The following is a 16,650-nucleotide window of genomic DNA, read 5'->3' on the forward strand; positions in this document are numbered from 1 at the left end:
CCGCACCCGCATCGTCGGACGATCGACCTGATGGCACCCCGCGGGAGTCCGGTCAAACCCGACAAGCACGTTGACTTGAGTGTCGGCCGCGCCGGATAATGGGCACTGGCGATGGAGCCCGCCTAAACCGCCTCCGAGAGGGGCTGATGGCTCCTACCCAGGTCGGGTGGGGGCCATTTCGTTTTGGCCTCTGCCCCGGTGGTGGAGGTCAACAGCATGGAGGCGGTCTGGTCGACGGCGGCGCTGTGGATTGTCCTCGCCCTGCTCGCAGCCCTCCTCGGAATCTGGCTGCGGGTATCCGTGGCCCTCACCGAGATCCTGGTGGCGATCGCAGCCAAGTGGGTGCTGGGTGCTTTCGGCCACGCTTCGTTTCCCGGCGCCCGAGACGGCTGGGTGATCTTCCTGGCGAGCGCGGGTTCGGTGCTCCTCACCTTCCTCGCAGGCACCGAACTGGACCCCGATGCCTTCCGACGGCGCTGGAAAGAGGCGACCGTGATGGGGCTGGCCGGATTCCTCGCTCCCTTCCTAGGCGCCGCGTGGGCCGCCCGCCAGCTGCTCGGATGGTCTCCGCAGGCCAGCTGGCTTGCCGGGATGGCCCTCTCGACGACCTCTGTGGCGGTTGTGTACGCGGTGCTGCTGGAACTGGGGATCAACCGCACCGAATACGGCAAGGTCGTCCTGACCGCCTGCTTCATCAACGATCTGGGGACGGTGGTCGCCCTCGGGCTGTTGTTCTCGCCCTTTGGCTTGCGCACCGCGGTGTTCGTGGCTGCTCTCCTGCTCGGACTGTGGGCAGCCGTTCGGATCGCCCGTCCCCTGTTGGGCCGCTACGGAGGACGGACCTCGGAAGTGGAGGCGAAGTTCATCTTGGCGGTGCTGTTCGCCCTGGGTGCGGTGGCCGCCTGGTCGGGGTCCGAGGCCGTCCTCCCGGCCTACGTGTTGGGCATGGCCTTGGCCGGGACAGTGGGGCGCCACGACGAGTTGGTCCGGCGTCTTCGCACACTGACCTTCGGGCTTCTGACCCCCTTCTACTTCATCCGCGCCGGACTGCTGGTGCAGCCATCCTCCGTGGCAGGCGGCCTGAGCACGTTCATCGTCCTGTTCGGCGCCAAGACCTTCAGCAAGTTCGCGGGTGTGTTCCCCCTGACCTTGGCATATCGGTACGCCACGGGCGAGGCGATGTACACCACCCTGCTGATGTCCACGGGGCTTACTTTCGGCACCATCTCGGCGCTGTACGGCCTCAGCCACGGGATCATTGACCAGAGTCAGTACTCGTTCCTCGTGACGACCGTGGTGGCAAGTGCGGTGGTGCCGACCTGGGTGGCCGACCGTTTCTTTTTGCCGGCCCACCACACCCGCCCGGCACCTGCGGACCTGGTCCCGGCTGCGGGAGGCGAGTGATGTTCCGGCGCGTGCTGGTCGGCTACGACGGCTCTGAGGCTGCCGGCAAGGCGCTGCTGGCGGCCCTCGACCTGGCAGGACGATACCGCGCAGACCTGGTGGCGGTGGCGGTGGTGCGGCCGCCCGAGTTCGCGGAGCTACAGGGCGAGGTGGATGCGGCGCTCGCTCAGGCTCGCGGCCCACTCGCCGAGTCCTTCCGGTGGGCCCGGGAACAGGCTCGCAAGGTCGGCGTCCCGTTGACCCTGCGCACCGAGGTGGGACACCCCGCGGAGGTCCTCGTGCGTGTCGCACGAGAGGAGGGGTTCGACCTCATCGTCCTGGGCCGCCGCGGCCTCACACCGGTGCAGCGGTGGATGCTCGGTTCGGTGTCAGAACGCGTGCTCCGATACGCTCACTGTCCAGTGATGGTGGTCCACTGATGCAAGAGGCATCCATCCTGTTCCCCACACCGCGACCTGCCCCGCTTTGCGAGCGCCCCCCCGCGTGCCTGCGCGATCTGGGGTTGGACCGCGTCGTGGAATCCGTCGCGGCGGGCCGGGAGGAGTACGGTGTCGAGGCTGTCTTCTACACACCTCTGGCGGAACCCGACGCCGTCGCCTTCCGCCAGGAGGTCTTCCGCGACTTACAGCACCGCGGAGTGTCGGAGACGGTGCGTGCCTTTGCCTCTGCCATGCGCAGCGTGCGGGCCAACCTCGCTCGTGCGGATCAGGCGCACTACGCCATCGAGACAGACCGCTGGTTCCTCGACGCAGCACACCGCTACGCCCATGCGGTCGCCGGACTCCTAGACGGCCTGGCTGCCCTTCGCCTGCAGAGCCGCGGCCTCGCACGCTTCCGCGACCGTCTGGCCGCCTACGCCGCCTCTTTCGGCTTCCGAGACCTCGCGCAGACCTCGGCGCGCCTGCACGCGGAGCTGTCGGCTTTGCGCTTTGCGGTGCTCGTCCGGGGACTGCGGGTCAGCGTCCGGCCTTACCGGGGAGAGCCGGACTACACGGAGGTGGTGCGGTCGACGTTCGAGCGGTTCCGCCAAGTCGACAGCGGCTCTTACGCCTTCGAGTTCCGGGAGTCCCCGCAACTCGAAGGCGTCGAGGCGAGAATCCTCGAAGGCGTTTCGCGTCTGTCCCCGGATCTGTTCGCCCGGGTGGCGGAGTTCCGGCGGGCCTGCGAACCGTTCCCCCCACCTTTGGTGGCGACCTTCGACCGCGAGGCGCACTTCTACCTCGGCTACCTGGATTACCTGGCTCCGCTCGCGACCGCGGGCCTGCCCTTCTGCTTCCCGGCGCTGCCATCGGACGACGGCGCGGATGCCTTCGTGGAGGGTTGCTTCGACCTGGAGCTGGCTGCGCAGCTGGCAGCAAACGGTCGCCAGCCGGTTCTCAACGACTTCTCCTTCCGCCCGCCGGAGCGGGCACTGGTGGTGACCGGTCCGAACCAGGGAGGCAAGACGACGTTCGCGCGCGCAGTGGGTCAGGCTTTCTACCTCGCCTCCCTGGGCTGCCCCATACCCGGCCGCCACGCCCAGCTTCCGGTGCCGGACCGGGTCTTCACCCACTTCCCCCGGGGCGAGTCGGTCTACGACCTGCGAGGCGAACTCGAAGACGACCTGGTCCGCATCCGCGAGGTCCTGCTGGCGGCGACCTCGAGGAGTGTGGTGATCGTGAACGAGATCCTCTCTTCCACCGCGCTCCAGGACGCGCAGACCTTGGGCCGACGCCTGCTCGGGCAGCTGTTGGACCTCGACTGCCTGTGCGTGTGGGTGACCTTCCTGGACGAGTTGGCTTCTCTGAACGCGAAGACGGTGAGCATGGTGGCCACGGTGCCGCCCGATCATCCGGAAAGGCGGACGTTCCGCGTGGTCCGGCGACCAGCGGATGGCCGGGCGTACGCCGAAGCCCTGGCCCGCAGGTACCGGCTGACATACCGGGACGTGCGCGAGCGGTTCGCCCCATGACGCCCCGCCTACTGCACCTCGATCGGGACTTCGACTGGCGTTGGGCCCTGCGGGCAGCCGCCGCCCGCACCGGTCCGCGCGACGCGCGCCGCTACCCACCTCCAGCGGACTTCGATCCCAACGCCGCACTCCCCCCGACGGCAGCCGACCTGGTGCGCGACCTTGGGCTCAGGCGGATCCTGGAGGCCATGGCCGCAGACGACCCCTTGGTGTTCGAGGTCGGCCGGAGGGTGCTGTTGGAGGGTACGGGCGGGGATCTCCGAACCGTGTTGTACCGCCAGGCCGTCCTTGAGGACTGTCTGGGCAACCCGGACGCCGTGCGCGAACTGTACGAGATCAGCGTGCAAGCTGCCGAGCAGGTGAAAGGCCACTACCTAGGGGTGCTCTCACGCTACCCCGACTGGGTCCTGCGGGAGTCGGTCGCCGCGCTGGAGGCGCTGCTGGGTTCACTCCGACGCCTGAGGGCGGCCGCGGACAGGCACGCCACCAGGTTCCGGAGCGAGGGCTGGGGGCATTTCTTCGCGGCTGTACGCCGCGACCTCGACGACTCCTACCTGGACGACGTGCGAGGTCACCTGCAGGCCCTCAAACTGCCCGAGGGCATCCTGTGGAGCGCGCACTCCGGGCCCTCCGGCAAGCCCACCGACTTCCTGCTGCACCCTCCCCCCAAGGGTCCGAACAACTGGCTCCAAGGCTGGCTGGAGCGGTGGAGGGCGTGGTTCCACCGCCGGGGGGAGGACTATACCTTCGAGCTTTCTCCCCGGGACGAAGCCGGAGCGAGGGCCCTTGAGGGGTTGCGCGCTCGTGCCCTCGCACCCGCGGCCACCGCCGTTGGGCAGGCCGCCGATCACGTCCGGGACTTCTTCTCATCCCTGCGCGTAGAACTCGCCTTCTACGTGGGCTGCCTGAACCTGCACGATCGCCTCCGCGGACGCGGCTACCCCACCTGCCTGCCGACCGTCCACCCCGCGGGAGAGCCCCGCCTGCGCGCCGTCGCCCTGTACGACCCCGCCCTCGTGCTCTCTGCACAGGGGGCGGTGGTCCCCAGCGATTTGGACGCAGACGGCAAACGGTTGGTGTTCGTGACCGGGCCCAACTCGGGGGGCAAGACGACCTTCCTGCGCAGTGTGGGCACCGCCTGGCTGATGGCCCACGCCGGGATGTTCGTGCCCGCCCACTCCTGCTCCGTCAGCCTGTGCGAGGGGCTGTTCACCCACTTCAAGCGTGAGGAGGACGCGCGCATGGAGACCGGCAAGTTCGCCGAAGAGCTACAGCGCATGCGCTCCCTCGTGGACCTCGCCACGCCGCGCTCGGTCTTCCTGTGCAACGAGTCCTTCTCCTCGACGAACGAGCGCGAGGGTTCGGAGATCGCCTCTCAGGTCCTAGCCGCCCTCCTGGAAGCCGGGGTGCGCGTGTTCTTCGTCACCCACTTCTTCGAGCTCGCGCACCGCTTCCGTGACCGGCAGGACGGCGATGTGCTGTACCTGCGGGCAGAGCGCGACGCCCTGGGCCGACGGACGTACCGGGTGGTGCAGGCCGAGCCGCTGCCCACCAGCCACGCCCAGGACGTGTACGAGGGAGTCTTCGAGCCATCCACGGTGACGGCAGCGGGCGGACGGTCCGGCTGAGGGACTGGCGCCCCCGCTCGAAAGGTACCTGGTACGGGTTCCTGGTACAGGTTCCTGGTACGGGTCAGAAGCCGGAAGAGACCACGCTGGCCGCGCCTGTATAGTAGAGCGTCACGATGACGGTGGCGTCCGCCACGGGACTACCAGGTTGCCCGGACGCGATCATCGTGCACTGGTCGTCTCCACACTCGGAGTATCCAAACGACCAGTTGTCGGTTGGCTCGACGCTGACCGCCACTCCGCTGAAGGTAAGTTTCTCGACGTAGTGCTGCCAGGCAGCCTGCCGCATCTCCTGGAGCGTCTGCTGGGCCTCGGCCAGATAGGCCTTCTTGCGGGTGCTAAGGTATCCGGGTAGGGCCAGGGCGAGCAGGATCGCCAGGATAACAATCACCATGATCAGTTCGATCAGAGTGAATCCGCGTTCGCCGGGTCTCCCCCTCACTCCCACCTTCTCTTCCGACCGGGGAAAAGCGCAAGGAGACCGCACATCGTGCCGCGCCGCCGGGCCGAACGGCGTGCCACCAGACGACTCGTACCCACAGTTTGTCTCCATGCGTCCCCCCGCTTGAGTGGCTCTCTGAGGGACAATTTACCCACCGTTGCGGCGGACTAGACCCCGGGGCGAGGGCGTCAAGACCCCCTGCCCGTCCCGGTGGGGCAGGACGGTAAACGGGTGGCCCTACCCGGCCTCCGCGGCCAGTTGGAAGATGGGCAGGTACAGCGAGATGACCATCGCGCCTACGACTACACCCATGAACACAATCATGGCCGGCTCAAGGGTACTGGCCAGCGCCGCCACAGCGGTCTCGACCTCGGTGTCATAGAAGTCGGCGACCTTGATCAGCATCTCGTCCAGGTTCCCCGCTTCCTCCCCGACCTTGACCATCTGGACGACCATCGGCGGAAAGACCTCGATCGCGGCCAGCGGGACGGCGATGCTCTCGCCCTCGCGGATGCTGGATCGCACCCGCACGATGCCCTCCTCGACGACGGCGTTGTCGGTGGCCTTGCCGGTGACCTCGAACGCCTGCAGCAGCGGAACCCCCGAGCTGAGCAGCGTGCCGAGCGTGCGGGCAAAGCGCGCGATGATCGTCTTCTGGATGACCGGTCCGAAGATCGGGATCTGTAGCTTGACGCGGTCGAACCACTCCTTGCCGCGCTTGGTCTTGAGCCACCTCAGGAAGCCGTACACCGCACCGGCGACGATCGGCATCCACACGTACCAGTAGGTCCGCAGCACGTAGCTGATCGCCATCAAAATCCGCGTGGGCAGGGGCAGCTGGCGGATGTTCAGTTCCGCGAAGAACACCACGAACTGCGGGATGATGACCATCGTCATGAACAGCAGAGCCGCCGTCGCCACGACTGCGAGGATGACCGGATAGACCATTGCGGACTTGACCTTCTGGCGCAGCGCGTACTCCTTCTCCAGGAAAGTCGACAGCCGCTGGAGGACTTCGTCCAGAACACCGCCTGTCTCGCCCGCGCGGACCATGTTCACGTACAGGGACGAGAAGGCCTGGGGGTGCTTGGCGAGGGAGTCGGCCAGCGTGTGTCCCTCCTCGACGTCGGCCCGCACCCTGCCAAGGATCTCACGCAGCTTCTGGTTGGACACCTGCTGCTCGAGGATCGAGAGGCTGCGGACCAGCGACAGCCCGGAGTTGACCATCGTGGCGAACTGCCGGCTCATCAGCGCCAGGTCGCGCAGACTGATGCCGCGGAACGTCTCGAGGAAGCTGCGCGATTCGCCCGGGCCCGCTCGGGCCCGCTCGATCCCGGTGATGTACAGCCCCATCTCCCGGAGCCGGTTGGCGACCTGCGTGTCGTTTTCGGCTTCGAGGACGCCGCTGATCACCCGGCCCATGTGGTCGCGTGCGGTGTACTGGAATACGGCCACGGTCAAATCCTCCTTCTGGCTATCGCCGGTCCGCTGTCGTCCGGGCCCCGAACTCCGGAGCCCACCCGCCGGTCGTCGTCACCCCAAAGACGGAACGACGGGGCACAGCCGATTCGTCCACCTGTGCCTGCGCCATCCGTCCCCCCGTCCCCCGACGGCCACGCCCGACCTCCACCGCCACCGCCTCAATGGAACCCCGCGATCATCTTGCGCAGCTCGTCGGGGTGGATGGCCTTGCCGATCGCGTCCTCGAACGAGATGAGGTCCCGCTCGTACAGGTCGCGCAGCGACTGGTCCATCGTCTGCATGCCGTGCTGGACGCCGGTCTGGATCGCCGACTCGATCTGGTGGGTCTTGGCCTCGCGGATCAGGTTGCGGATCGCCGGCGTGGCCATCATCACCTCCACCGCCGGCACGCGTCCGATTTCTTCCAGCGATGGCCAGGTGCGCCGCACCGTGCCCACTGCCGCGGCCCGGCGCACCTCGGCCAGCCGCTCCTGCGTGCCGAAGCGCCGCAAGAACAGCTGGTTGGGCAGCAGCAACTGAGAGATCACCGCCTCGATGACCGAGGCCAGCTGTACTCTGACCTGCTGCTGCTGGTGGGGCGGGAAGACGTCGATGATGCGGTCGATGGACTGAGCAGCGTTTGCGGTGTGCAGCGTCGCGAAGACCAAATGCCCGGTCTCCGCGATCGTCAGTGCGGCGGCGATCGTCTCCAGGTCGCGCATCTCACCGATTAGCACGACGTTGGGATCTTCGCGCAGCACGGCCCTTAGCGCGTTGGGAAACGATTGCGTGTCGAATCCCAGTTCGCGCTGGTTGACGATGCTGCGCTTGTGCTCGTGCAGATACTCGATCGGGTCCTCGACGGTCACGATGTGGGCAGAGCGCTCCTCGTTGATCTGGTTGATCATCGCCGCCAGCGTCGTCGACTTGCCGTGCCCCGTCGGCCCGGTGACCAACACCAATCCCCGCGGCCGGCGCGTCAGGTCGATCAGGCTGCTGGGCAGGTTGAGGTCCTCGATCGTCGGGATCTCGTGCGGGATCACCCGCAGCGCGGCCCCGACCGCGCCCCTCTGCTTGTAGACGTTGACGCGGAAGCGCCCCAAACCCGCCACGGAGTACGACAGGTCCAGCTCCCACGTCTTCTCGAACTTCTGCTTCTGGAACGCGTTCATCATGCTGTAGGCGAGCTGGTAGGTGTCCTCCGGCGTCAGCACCGGGTAGCGCTCCATCGGCGTGAGCTTACCCCACACGCGCATCGTGGGATGTATGCCTACGGTCAGGTGCAGGTCCGAGGCCTGGTTGTCCACAACGATCTGCAGCAGTTCGTCGATTTCCATCGCACCCTCCGGCTTGATCAGGGACCTGGGGTCGAAGGCCGGAGATCAGCCAGGACACCGGCCCGCCCTGTGCGGTTCACCTGGATTGTTCCGCGATCTTCGACTCCGCTCACCCGTGTCCTCTCTTGCCCAGTGCCGATGCGTCCAGACCCTTCGTCAGGCGCGGGCGAAGTCGGGGTGGAGCATGCCGAGCTCCTTGAGGTGGTTGTAGATGCCCACCACCTTCGAAAAGCCCCGGAACTCGCCCCGGTACTCCTTCTCGTGCTTGAAGTCGAGCTCGACGTACTTGTTCAGCGTGATGAAGAACGCGTACTGGATGATGTCCGACTCGGCCTCGGGGGCGTCCCGGTTCTTGTCGATGAACAGGTTGATGATGTCGATCCTCGGCAGCTCGTCGGGATCCACGCCTTCCTGGCGGGCCTTGGACGCCAGGTAGTCTCGCAGGTCGCGCGTCGCCTTCCAGTCTTTCACGAGGACCATGGCGACGTCGAGGTCGTACTCAAGGTCCCCCGAGCCCACGCTATGGTGCATCGTCGGCCGCTCGTACAGGCCTTCGTCCACTCCTTCCTCGTCCTCGGCTGGGCGCTCGTCCAGCCGGCAGCCCTCCTTGTCCAGCGGCGAGATGGCCAGAATCGGCGCCCGCAGTTCGAGGCTCAGTTCGGCCAGCTCCGAGGAGATCAGGTCGGTGCGGGCCTTGTCGTCTTCGATGTGCCTCTCCAGGGGGATCTTCTGAAGGTAGTCCAGGCAGATCAGGATGTTTTCGGTGCCGTGCTCTTGCATCACGTTGTAGGCGTGTGCCTTGATCCGCTCGAGGGTGTCCTTCCGCCCGGCTTCGACCAAATAGAAGTACGGCGCGAACCGAAACACCTCTTCTTCGGCCGCGCGCAGGTTGGCGAGCATCGCTGGTGTCCGCTCCAGCGCGCCGGCGAGGATGTCGGCCGGGCTGACGAGCATCTCCTTCGCGAGCAGGCGCGCCGCCAGTACCTTGACCGTCTGCTCCCACGAGTAGAACAGCACCGGGATCCGATGGTTGCGGGCGACGTAGGAGGCCATCTGCAGCGCCATGTTGGTCTTGCCACGCCTGGGTGCTCCGGCCAGACCGTAGTAGAAGCCCGGCCGTAGGCCTGACAGCACGGCGTTCAGACGGTCGAACGGCGAAATCGAGTACCCCAGCAGGCCGCCAGCCGTCGGGTTTTGCAGGTGCTCGACCAGGTCTCCCACCGTGTCGCCGACGGGGCTGAGCCGCTTGCGCAGGCGGCGTCGTTGGATCTCGAACAGGCTTCCGATCACCTCGCCCGTGAACTGGACGAGGTCGTGCGTGCCGGTGCGGGTCTGCTCGGCCAGGAACTGGCCGATCTGCTCATGCACCCGCTCCAGCCGCCTGCGCGTCTCGCGCGACTTGAGGGCTTCCACGTACGTCACCATCTGGGCTGCGGTGGGCGGGCGGATCATGAGGACCTGCGACACCACCCTGTCCATCTCGGGCGTCAGCAGGCCGCGTTCGTGCAACTCGTGCTTCAACGCGACGCCGTCGACGACCGCAAACCGCGTCATGGCCAGCTCCAGCAGCGTGCGGGCCAGACGTTGCACCAGGGGGTTCTCGAACATCTCGGTGGTAAGCCCCTCGTTGAGCGCCAGCGTGACCAGGTGCCGGTCGGCGACCAGCCCGGAGAGCACCAACAGTTCGACGTCGTTCGACTCCATCTCCCCCACCGTCCGATGCGGGTACCTAGGTCAGTCCATGCAAACACAGAGCAAGTTTCGTTCCACAAACCCCACAGGTGCCGGGGTAGCCAGGAAGTGTTCTGCCTCCCCACGGGAAACCCTCCGTCAGATCGCAGGAAACCTCCTTGAAATCTGAGGGTGCGTGTGATACCGTCCGAATGTCGCGCTGGGCTCCTGTGCCGATACTGGCACGGGAGTTGCTCTTTGTCCGGCATACCCAGGGATTCGTCGCTCCAACCGAGCAGATAAGGAGCAAGATGAGCGCACCGCCCATTCGCGACACCCAGGCCTCAGCCGGGCTTGCGCCCGTCCGCGAATACAAAGACACCCTGGGGATCCCCGCCGCCAATGGTACGCTGGAGGCTGCCTGGCGTTACCACGAAGCGATCCGAAACGCCCACCGCGGACGGCTGCCCGAGGCGATCGCGGAGTACAAGCGCCTGTTAGAGCTCGATCCCGACGAACCCGTCCACTACCTCGACCTGGCCGAGATCTACCTCAAGAAGGATGCCGTCAAGGAGGCCGTCGTCGTCCTGCTGGCCCTGACGGACCTGTACGAACGCCTGGGGATGCCGGCCGCGGCGTTGGAAGTCCAGGATCGGGCCGTACGGCTGGATGCGTCCGTGAACGGGCAGACGGCGTCGGTGCGATCGGAACCGACCGCACACCCCTCGCCGCAAGCGTCTTTGCCAACGGACGAGCAAGCCGGCAGACGGAACTCCGCCGGGCCGGTGGAAACCGTCGGCGACCGCGCGTCGGCTGCGGCACAAGACGCCGTCGAGCCCGTGCCCCAGCCTCCGCCCCCGGCTGCGGGGGTCGCCTCACCCACCGATGGGCCTGCCGCCCAGGCCCCGGAAGTGCCGTCCGACCGCACCCCGCCGCGGACGGAGGCGTCCAACCTCCCGACGCTGGCAAAGCCGGACCGCGCGCGGACGCCGCTGCGGCCCGGTGGGGTCACCACCCGCAAGGACCCGCTGGGTGAGATCCTGGTCCGGATGGGCCTGATCACCGAAGACCAGCTGTCCCACGCCATCGACGTCCAGGCCAAGACCGGGGAGAAGATCGGCCAGATCCTACTCCGGCAGGGCGCGGTCACCGAGGAGGACCTGGCCAAGGCCGTCGGCGTGCAGTGGGGATATCCCTACGTCGCCTTGTCCACCGCACAGGTGGACCCCGAAGCGGTCCGGATGGTTCCCCACCACCTGTCGATCCGCCACAAGGTGATGGCGTTCGGCCGCAACGGCAACCGGCTACTGGTCGCGGTGGTCGACCCGCTCAACCTCCTGGCCCTGGACGACGTCCGCCTGATCACGGGGTTGGACGTCGACGCGCGGGTGACGACCGAGAGCGAGTTGCAGCAGGCGATCAACAAGCACTACCACGTCGGCAACATCCTGGACCAGACGGCGGCCGGAGTCGAGGTCACCGACGAGGTGGTCGAGGAGGAGATCAGCCTCGACAAGCTCCGCCAGATGGTGGACGAGGCGCCGGTCATCAAGCTGGTCAACGTGATCCTCGACCAGGCGATCCGGGAGGGCGCGTCCGACATCCACATCGAGCCGTACCGCCAGGGCATCCACGTACGCTACCGGATCGACGGAGTGCTGCACGACGTGATGTCCCCGCCCAAGAACCTCAAGGCGGCGCTGGTGTCCCGCATCAAGATCGTGGCCAACCTGGACATCGCTGAGCGGCGCCGTCCCCAGGACGGCCGCATCCACCTGCGCGTAGACGGCAAGGAGATCGACCTGCGCGTGTCCACCCTGCCGACGATGTTCGGCGAGAAGGTCGTGATGCGGATCCTCGATCAGTCCAGCGCGCTGATCAGCCTGGGGCGCCTGGGCATGGCAAGCGACGTGCAGGAGCAGTGGGAGACGCTGGCCAGCAAGCCATACGGCATGATCCTCGTCACCGGTCCGACCGGGAGCGGCAAGACCACAACGCTGTACGCGACGCTGTCGAAGATCAACACGCTGGACAAGAACATCATCACGGTTGAAGATCCGGTCGAGTACCAGCTGCCGCGGATCAACCAGGTGCAGGTCAACCCCAAGGCCGGGCTCACGTTCGCCACCGGGCTGCGCGCGATCCTGCGCCAGGATCCCGACGTTGTGATGGTCGGCGAGATCCGCGACCGCGAGACCGCGGAGATCGCGGTGCAGGCCGCATTGACCGGCCATCTCGTCCTGAGCACGCTGCACACCAACGACGCCGCGAGCGCGTTCACCCGCCTGATCGACATGGGGATCGAGCCGTTTTTGATCTCCTCGTCGGTCATCGGCGTGCTCGCCCAGCGCCTGGCACGCCAGATCTGCCCGAGGTGCAAAGAGTCCTATCGCGCACCGCGCGATGCCGTCCGGCGCCTGTCCGAGGAGCTCAGCGTCGGCGAGGAACTGATGCTGTACCGCGGAGCCGGATGCGACAACTGCCGCCGCACCGGCTACAAGGGGCGGACCGGGGTCTACGAACTGCTCACCGTGAACGACAGGATCCGGGAACTCGTCGTCGCCCGCGCGTCTTCGAACGTGATCAAGGAGGCAGCGCGCGAGGAAGGCTTCCGCACGATGCGCGAAGACGGGATCCAGAAGGTCCTCTCCGGCCAGAGCACCATCGAGGAGATCCTGCGGGTCGTCTACGTGACGGATCAGTAGGTCGGTGGACGCCGCGGGCGCGCCGGGGCGCGCATCCCGGACCAGCAGCGTCCGGACGCGCGCCGCCGGGGAACGCAGGCCTACAGTGAATCGGCGATCGCCTGCTGGCGCTTCTTGACTTCGAGACGGATGCGGCCGAGGTTGGCGGCGCCGTTGCCCACAATCACCAGCATCGCCTCACGGCCTACCGGCGAGACCACGATCGGCCCGTTCTCGTATTCCAGCATCAGACCGAACAGGCCGCCGCGGTTCAGGTCGGTCGACAGCGCCTCCGATGCGCCCATGCTGCTGGCCGTGACCGCACCCAAAGCCTCCAGGTCGATGTCGTCGGAGGCTACGCCCTCGATCACGAATCCGTCCCGGCCCACCACGAGCGCCGCGGTCACACCGTCGATCTGAGTGAACTCCCCCAGGGTCTGACGAAGGTCCGCCATGTGTGTCGCTCCTTTGCGCTGGATTCCGTTCCCGACGCCTTCCGTGTAGCAAGTTCGGTGCCCCAGCTGCAATCCGGACCGCGCTCCCGGCGGCGACCGTCACCGAACCTGGGGCTCTCCGCCGAGCAGCCGACCCAGCTGGGCCAGTGCCTTGTGCATCACGCGCGAGACGTGCTTCTGGGAGATTCGCAGCCTTCGCGCGGCCTCCGTCTCGGTGAGATCGAGGTAGAAGAGGGCGTAGATCACCTTGCGCTGCAGCTCCGTGAGCTTCTCGATCGCCTCCGTGAGGACGATCCGGTCCTCGACCGGCAGCTGAAAGGTCTCATAGCGGAGGTGGCGGATCGCGCGGCCCGCTTTCCCTTCCCCACCGTCCAGGGAGACGTGCGTCGTCGTCTCGCGGGCCCTGAGGATCTCGCGCACGCCGTCGGGCTGGATGTTCATCGCCTGCGCGATCTCTTCGAGGGTCGGCAGCCTGCCGTTGCGTGCACGCAACGCCTCGACGGTGCGCTCCAGCTCGTGGCTGAGCTTGGCCAGCCACCGGGGGCGACGCACCAACCCGGTATGGTCGCGCAGGTAGTGCCGGATCTCGCCGGTGATCAGGTGGCTGGCGTACGTCCGGAACTTGACCCCGCGCGCCGGGTCGAAACGGTTGAGGGCGTGCAGCAGGCCGATCTGGCCGACTTGGATCAGGTCGGCGAGGGGTTCGGATCCACCGCCCTGGCGGCGGGCGATCCGCTCGACCAGAGGCGCGTACGCGGCGCATATGGCTTGGTACAGCGCCGGGTCGCCGGAGGCGCGGTACGCCTGCAACTGCGCCACCGTCTGCTCGTCGGACGGCAGATCGTCGTTGGAGCGGGTCACGTCCCGGGCCTCCGCCGGCTCACGTAGCGATAAATCCACTTCCGCTCGCGCATGTAGAGCAAGATCGGTTCCACGGTCTCCGGCGCGCCGCCGACCGCCTCGACGGCCTGGTCCAGCGTGTGGGTCCCGTCCAGCACCCGCGCCAGCTCTAGGGCCAGGGGTCCACACGCGCCGACGAGTTCCGCCGCGGCCGGATTCGACGGGTCGTCGGGGCGGAGTGCGGGCGCGACGATGAACGTGTCGGCGCCCCTGAACGTGTGCCAGGTGCCCGCAGCGGCGGGGGGTGTAGCCGGAGGCCCATCCGCCGCCGTGCCCTCCTCGGGTGTCGGCGCCTGCGGTGTCGCCTCGTCCGCGGCGGCCTCCGTTGGGGCTTGCGCCGGTGTGGGCTCATGATAGGGGGCCGCCCAAACCTCGATCTCGGCCGCGGCGTCCGCCACGCTGTCGATCAGCTCGCCCCGCGGCCGGTGGACGGCGGCGTGTCCATCGTAGTAGACGCCGGCCGAACCCCCACCGTTGCAGGGCAAGAACGCCCACCACCCCGGACCCTCGACAACCACCATCCCGCGAAAACGCTCGCGCTCCAGCCGGCGCACCAGCCGGCGCAGGTCCACGAACGCGGTGTGTAGCCCGGTGTGCAGCGGCTCCAGACCCGACAGCGCCCCCAGCAGGGGACCCAGGGGCAGCGGCAGCTCGATGATCTGCACGTCCGCACGGCGCTGCTCGAGCCGCCCGATGATCTGGCGCATGGCGTCCTGCCCACGCACGTCGGTCCCGCCGCCTTGGAACACCGCCAACACCCGCATGTCGCCCGGCAGGATCAGCACGCCCTCACAGTCGGGCCACCGCAGCTCGACCCAACCGCAGAAGCCCTGGTCCTGCAGGCGCTCGACGATGCCGTGAAGCTTCGTCGCCGACGTGCTGCGGTGCTGCTCGCGAAGCGTGCCGCTCGGCAGTCTGCGAATCATGCCTCCCTCATGATCGAGCGGTGCCACAGCGCGCCGACCGTCAACAGGGCGAACCCACCGATCTGGAGGATGTTGCTGCGGTGGCCGACGAACCACTCACCGAAGAAGACCGCGTGGCTGAACCACATGACCGCCAGGGCCAGGCAGACGATGGCGGCCGCGATCAGCAGCCAGACGTAGCCCTCCAGCCCGCCCAAGAAGACCGTCGCCGGGATCAGGGCCAGCGGGATGAGCACGATGCCCATCAACGAGAACGCCACGCTGACGGCTTCCGCACCACCTGCCAAGCCGCCCCCGAGCACCGGCCGCAGGAACGACCAGTACCCGAGGGCCAGCGCCCCCAACGCCACGGCTGCGACGACCGAGGTCTGCCGCCAGGTCACCAACTCCCGCACGATGGCATACTCAGCATACACGGCAGCCAGGAACAGCACGAAGAACGCCGCTGTGAAGGCGTCCGCCGCCGAAGGGAACGGAAGCGGATTGCCCCCCACGATCTGCGTGTACCCGAACAGCCCGCGCCCGGCGGCCCACAGCACGCAGGCCAGCGCGATCGTCCTCCACACCCCGCGTTCCCGGTCGCCGGTTCGATACGACCGGCTGGCCCCGAGGGCACCCAGCGCGGCCAGCAGCGGAAACGTGCTGAGCGCGGCATGTACGGTCACGATCTGACGGTAGACTTCCGCGGTGCGGACTGGTCGCTGCAGTACGAACCAGCTGCTCGCGGCCGCCAGCGCGACCACGAGGATCGCCAGCAAGCCGAATCTCGCCACCTCCACCTCCCTACCACGCGGGTCAGGACACCTACAGACCCAGGGCCTGCCGGTAGGGATCCGCGTCGTCGACGCCCAGATCGCGCAACGCCCCCGCCAGGCTCTTCTCGAGGAACGTCTGGCCGGCCACCACGCGGATGTACGCCGCGCAGGCGACGGCCGCGGCCTGTAGCGCCCGCTGCGACCGGTCAGCCCGTCCGGTCAGCTTTCCGTTCGTGAGTCGGATTCCATAGTCGCCCACCGCCGCGTTCACCTCGCCCTCGAGTCGGGCGGCGAGCGCGGGACCCCTGAACTTCTTGAAGCGCACGTGCATGTGCTCGATGAGGCCTGCCCAGACCCGCGCATCTCCCCGTGGACCGGAGACGGGCGCCTCGGCGGGGGTCGTCGTGGAGTCGACGGCATGGGGCTCGACAGGGAATGCTGCGGTGCCGGAAGGCCCTGTCGGTGCGGCAGCCCGGAGTTCGGGTTCGCCCGCAGACTCGAGGGGACCCGCGGGCGCTTCCGTCCGGGCATCGAGGGGTGGCGGTTCGGACGGGGGCTGCGCTGCAACCTCCCCTGCCGGCGCTTCCACGGCGGCAGCCGCACCGCCCAGACCGAGGGCGATCGGCTCGCCTTCCCACCAGGACTCGGGGAAGAGTTCGTGGGGCAGCTCGTGCACCCAGATCCTCCCCTCGACCGCGGTGCTGTCGGCCAGAGCCCGCCGGATCGCCTCGGCGCCGATCAGCTCGGCGCCGGCCACTCGATACTCTGCGGCGTGCGGTCGCCCACGGAACAGGAGCACACGGGCCTCGCCCCCTTCGAAGGCGATCCGCACAAGCCCGGAGAACGCCCGGCCCTCCAGGAACCCCAGCAGCCTCACCGGATCGGCATACTCCGTGGACAGCCCGCGGTAGACCGGAGGTGCTTCCAGACCCTCCGACACCAAGCTGACTGCCTCGGGGCCCAGATGGTCGACTCGGTCGGAGATGTTCACGTCGTCCAACAAACCCCCCGGCCGCTCCCATGGGCCGCACCGGAG

General features: G+C 67.6%; 14 protein-coding genes and 1 riboswitch. Of the genes, 5 read left to right on the forward strand and 9 right to left on the reverse strand.

Going from position 1 to position 16,650, the window contains the following annotated elements; all coding sequences use genetic code 11:
* The first annotated feature begins 98 nt into the window (after positions 1-98).
* A riboswitch (Fluoride riboswitch) is annotated at positions 99-163 on the forward strand.
* Between the two features lie 53 nt (positions 164-216).
* The 4 genes from QN163_08650 to QN163_08665 are packed head-to-tail and all read left to right on the forward strand — an operon-like array spanning position 217 to position 4,983.
* Positions 217-1,404, forward strand: coding sequence for a cation:proton antiporter (locus QN163_08650; GenBank protein ID MDR5684079.1), 1,188 nt, complete (start codon positions 217-219; stop codon positions 1,402-1,404).
* On the forward strand, positions 1,404-1,823 hold the full coding sequence (locus QN163_08655) for a universal stress protein (protein MDR5684080.1): 420 nt from the start codon (positions 1,404-1,406) through the stop codon (positions 1,821-1,823). The genes QN163_08650 and QN163_08655 overlap by 1 nt, the downstream gene beginning before the upstream one ends.
* Positions 1,823-3,355 (forward strand): DNA mismatch repair protein MutS, encoded by a 1,533-nt coding sequence (locus tag QN163_08660; GenBank protein MDR5684081.1) that lies wholly within the window; start codon positions 1,823-1,825, stop codon positions 3,353-3,355. The genes QN163_08655 and QN163_08660 overlap by 1 nt, the downstream gene beginning before the upstream one ends.
* Positions 3,352-4,983, forward strand: a complete 1,632-nt coding sequence (locus QN163_08665; GenBank protein MDR5684082.1) for a DNA mismatch repair protein MutS — start codon at positions 3,352-3,354, stop codon at positions 4,981-4,983. Before QN163_08660 ends, QN163_08665 begins: the two co-directional genes overlap by 4 nt.
* 64 nt (positions 4,984-5,047) lie before the next feature.
* On the opposite strand, the gene QN163_08670 is transcribed toward QN163_08665, so the two are convergent.
* The 4 genes from QN163_08670 to QN163_08685 form a co-directional block, all read right to left on the reverse strand.
* Complete coding sequence (locus QN163_08670) at positions 5,048-5,425, reverse strand: prepilin-type N-terminal cleavage/methylation domain-containing protein (protein MDR5684083.1); 378 nt, start codon at positions 5,423-5,425, stop codon at positions 5,048-5,050.
* Positions 5,426-5,662: 237 nt separating this feature from the next.
* The gene (locus QN163_08675; GenBank protein ID MDR5684084.1) at positions 5,663-6,880 is read right to left on the reverse strand and encodes a type II secretion system F family protein; all 1,218 of its coding nucleotides are present in this window, start codon (positions 6,878-6,880) and stop codon (positions 5,663-5,665) included.
* Positions 6,881-7,065: 185 nt separating this feature from the next.
* Positions 7,066-8,223 (reverse strand): type IV pilus twitching motility protein PilT, encoded by a 1,158-nt coding sequence (locus QN163_08680; protein ID MDR5684085.1) that lies wholly within the window; start codon positions 8,221-8,223, stop codon positions 7,066-7,068.
* A 156-nt stretch (positions 8,224-8,379) separates the two neighbouring features.
* Positions 8,380-9,927: a DnaB-like helicase C-terminal domain-containing protein gene (locus QN163_08685; protein ID MDR5684086.1), complete on the reverse strand. Its 1,548-nt coding sequence runs from the start codon at positions 9,925-9,927 to the stop codon at positions 8,380-8,382.
* Between the two features lie 278 nt (positions 9,928-10,205).
* Between QN163_08685 and gspE the strand changes: the two genes are divergently transcribed.
* Positions 10,206-12,599, forward strand: a complete 2,394-nt coding sequence (gene gspE / locus QN163_08690; protein ID MDR5684087.1) for a type II secretion system ATPase GspE — start codon at positions 10,206-10,208, stop codon at positions 12,597-12,599.
* Between the two features lie 80 nt (positions 12,600-12,679).
* Here gspE and QN163_08695 read toward each other — a convergent pair whose 3' ends face one another.
* The 5 genes from QN163_08695 to QN163_08715 all read right to left on the reverse strand — a co-directional run bounded on the left by QN163_08695 (position 12,680) and on the right by QN163_08715 (position 16,614).
* Complete coding sequence (locus QN163_08695) at positions 12,680-13,033, reverse strand: roadblock/LC7 domain-containing protein (protein ID MDR5684088.1); 354 nt, start codon at positions 13,031-13,033, stop codon at positions 12,680-12,682.
* A 99-nt stretch (positions 13,034-13,132) separates the two neighbouring features.
* Positions 13,133-13,894 carry a sigma-70 family RNA polymerase sigma factor gene (locus QN163_08700; GenBank protein ID MDR5684089.1) on the reverse strand — a complete coding sequence of 254 codons (762 nt, stop codon included), beginning with the start codon at positions 13,892-13,894 and terminating at the stop codon, positions 13,133-13,135.
* Complete coding sequence (locus QN163_08705; GenBank protein ID MDR5684090.1) at positions 13,891-14,859, reverse strand: hypothetical protein; 969 nt, start codon at positions 14,857-14,859, stop codon at positions 13,891-13,893. The genes QN163_08700 and QN163_08705 overlap by 4 nt, the downstream gene beginning before the upstream one ends.
* On the reverse strand, positions 14,856-15,632 hold the full coding sequence (locus QN163_08710; protein MDR5684091.1) for a hypothetical protein: 777 nt from the start codon (positions 15,630-15,632) through the stop codon (positions 14,856-14,858). The genes QN163_08705 and QN163_08710 overlap by 4 nt, the downstream gene beginning before the upstream one ends.
* Before the next feature lie 31 nt (positions 15,633-15,663).
* Positions 15,664-16,614: a hypothetical protein gene (locus QN163_08715; protein ID MDR5684092.1), complete on the reverse strand. Its 951-nt coding sequence runs from the start codon at positions 16,612-16,614 to the stop codon at positions 15,664-15,666.
* Positions 16,615-16,650 lie beyond the last annotated feature (36 nt).

Source organism: Armatimonadota bacterium (assembly GCA_031432545.1).
In the GTDB taxonomy this organism is placed as follows: domain Bacteria; phylum Sysuimicrobiota; class Sysuimicrobiia; order Sysuimicrobiales; family Sysuimicrobiaceae; genus Caldifonticola; species Caldifonticola tengchongensis.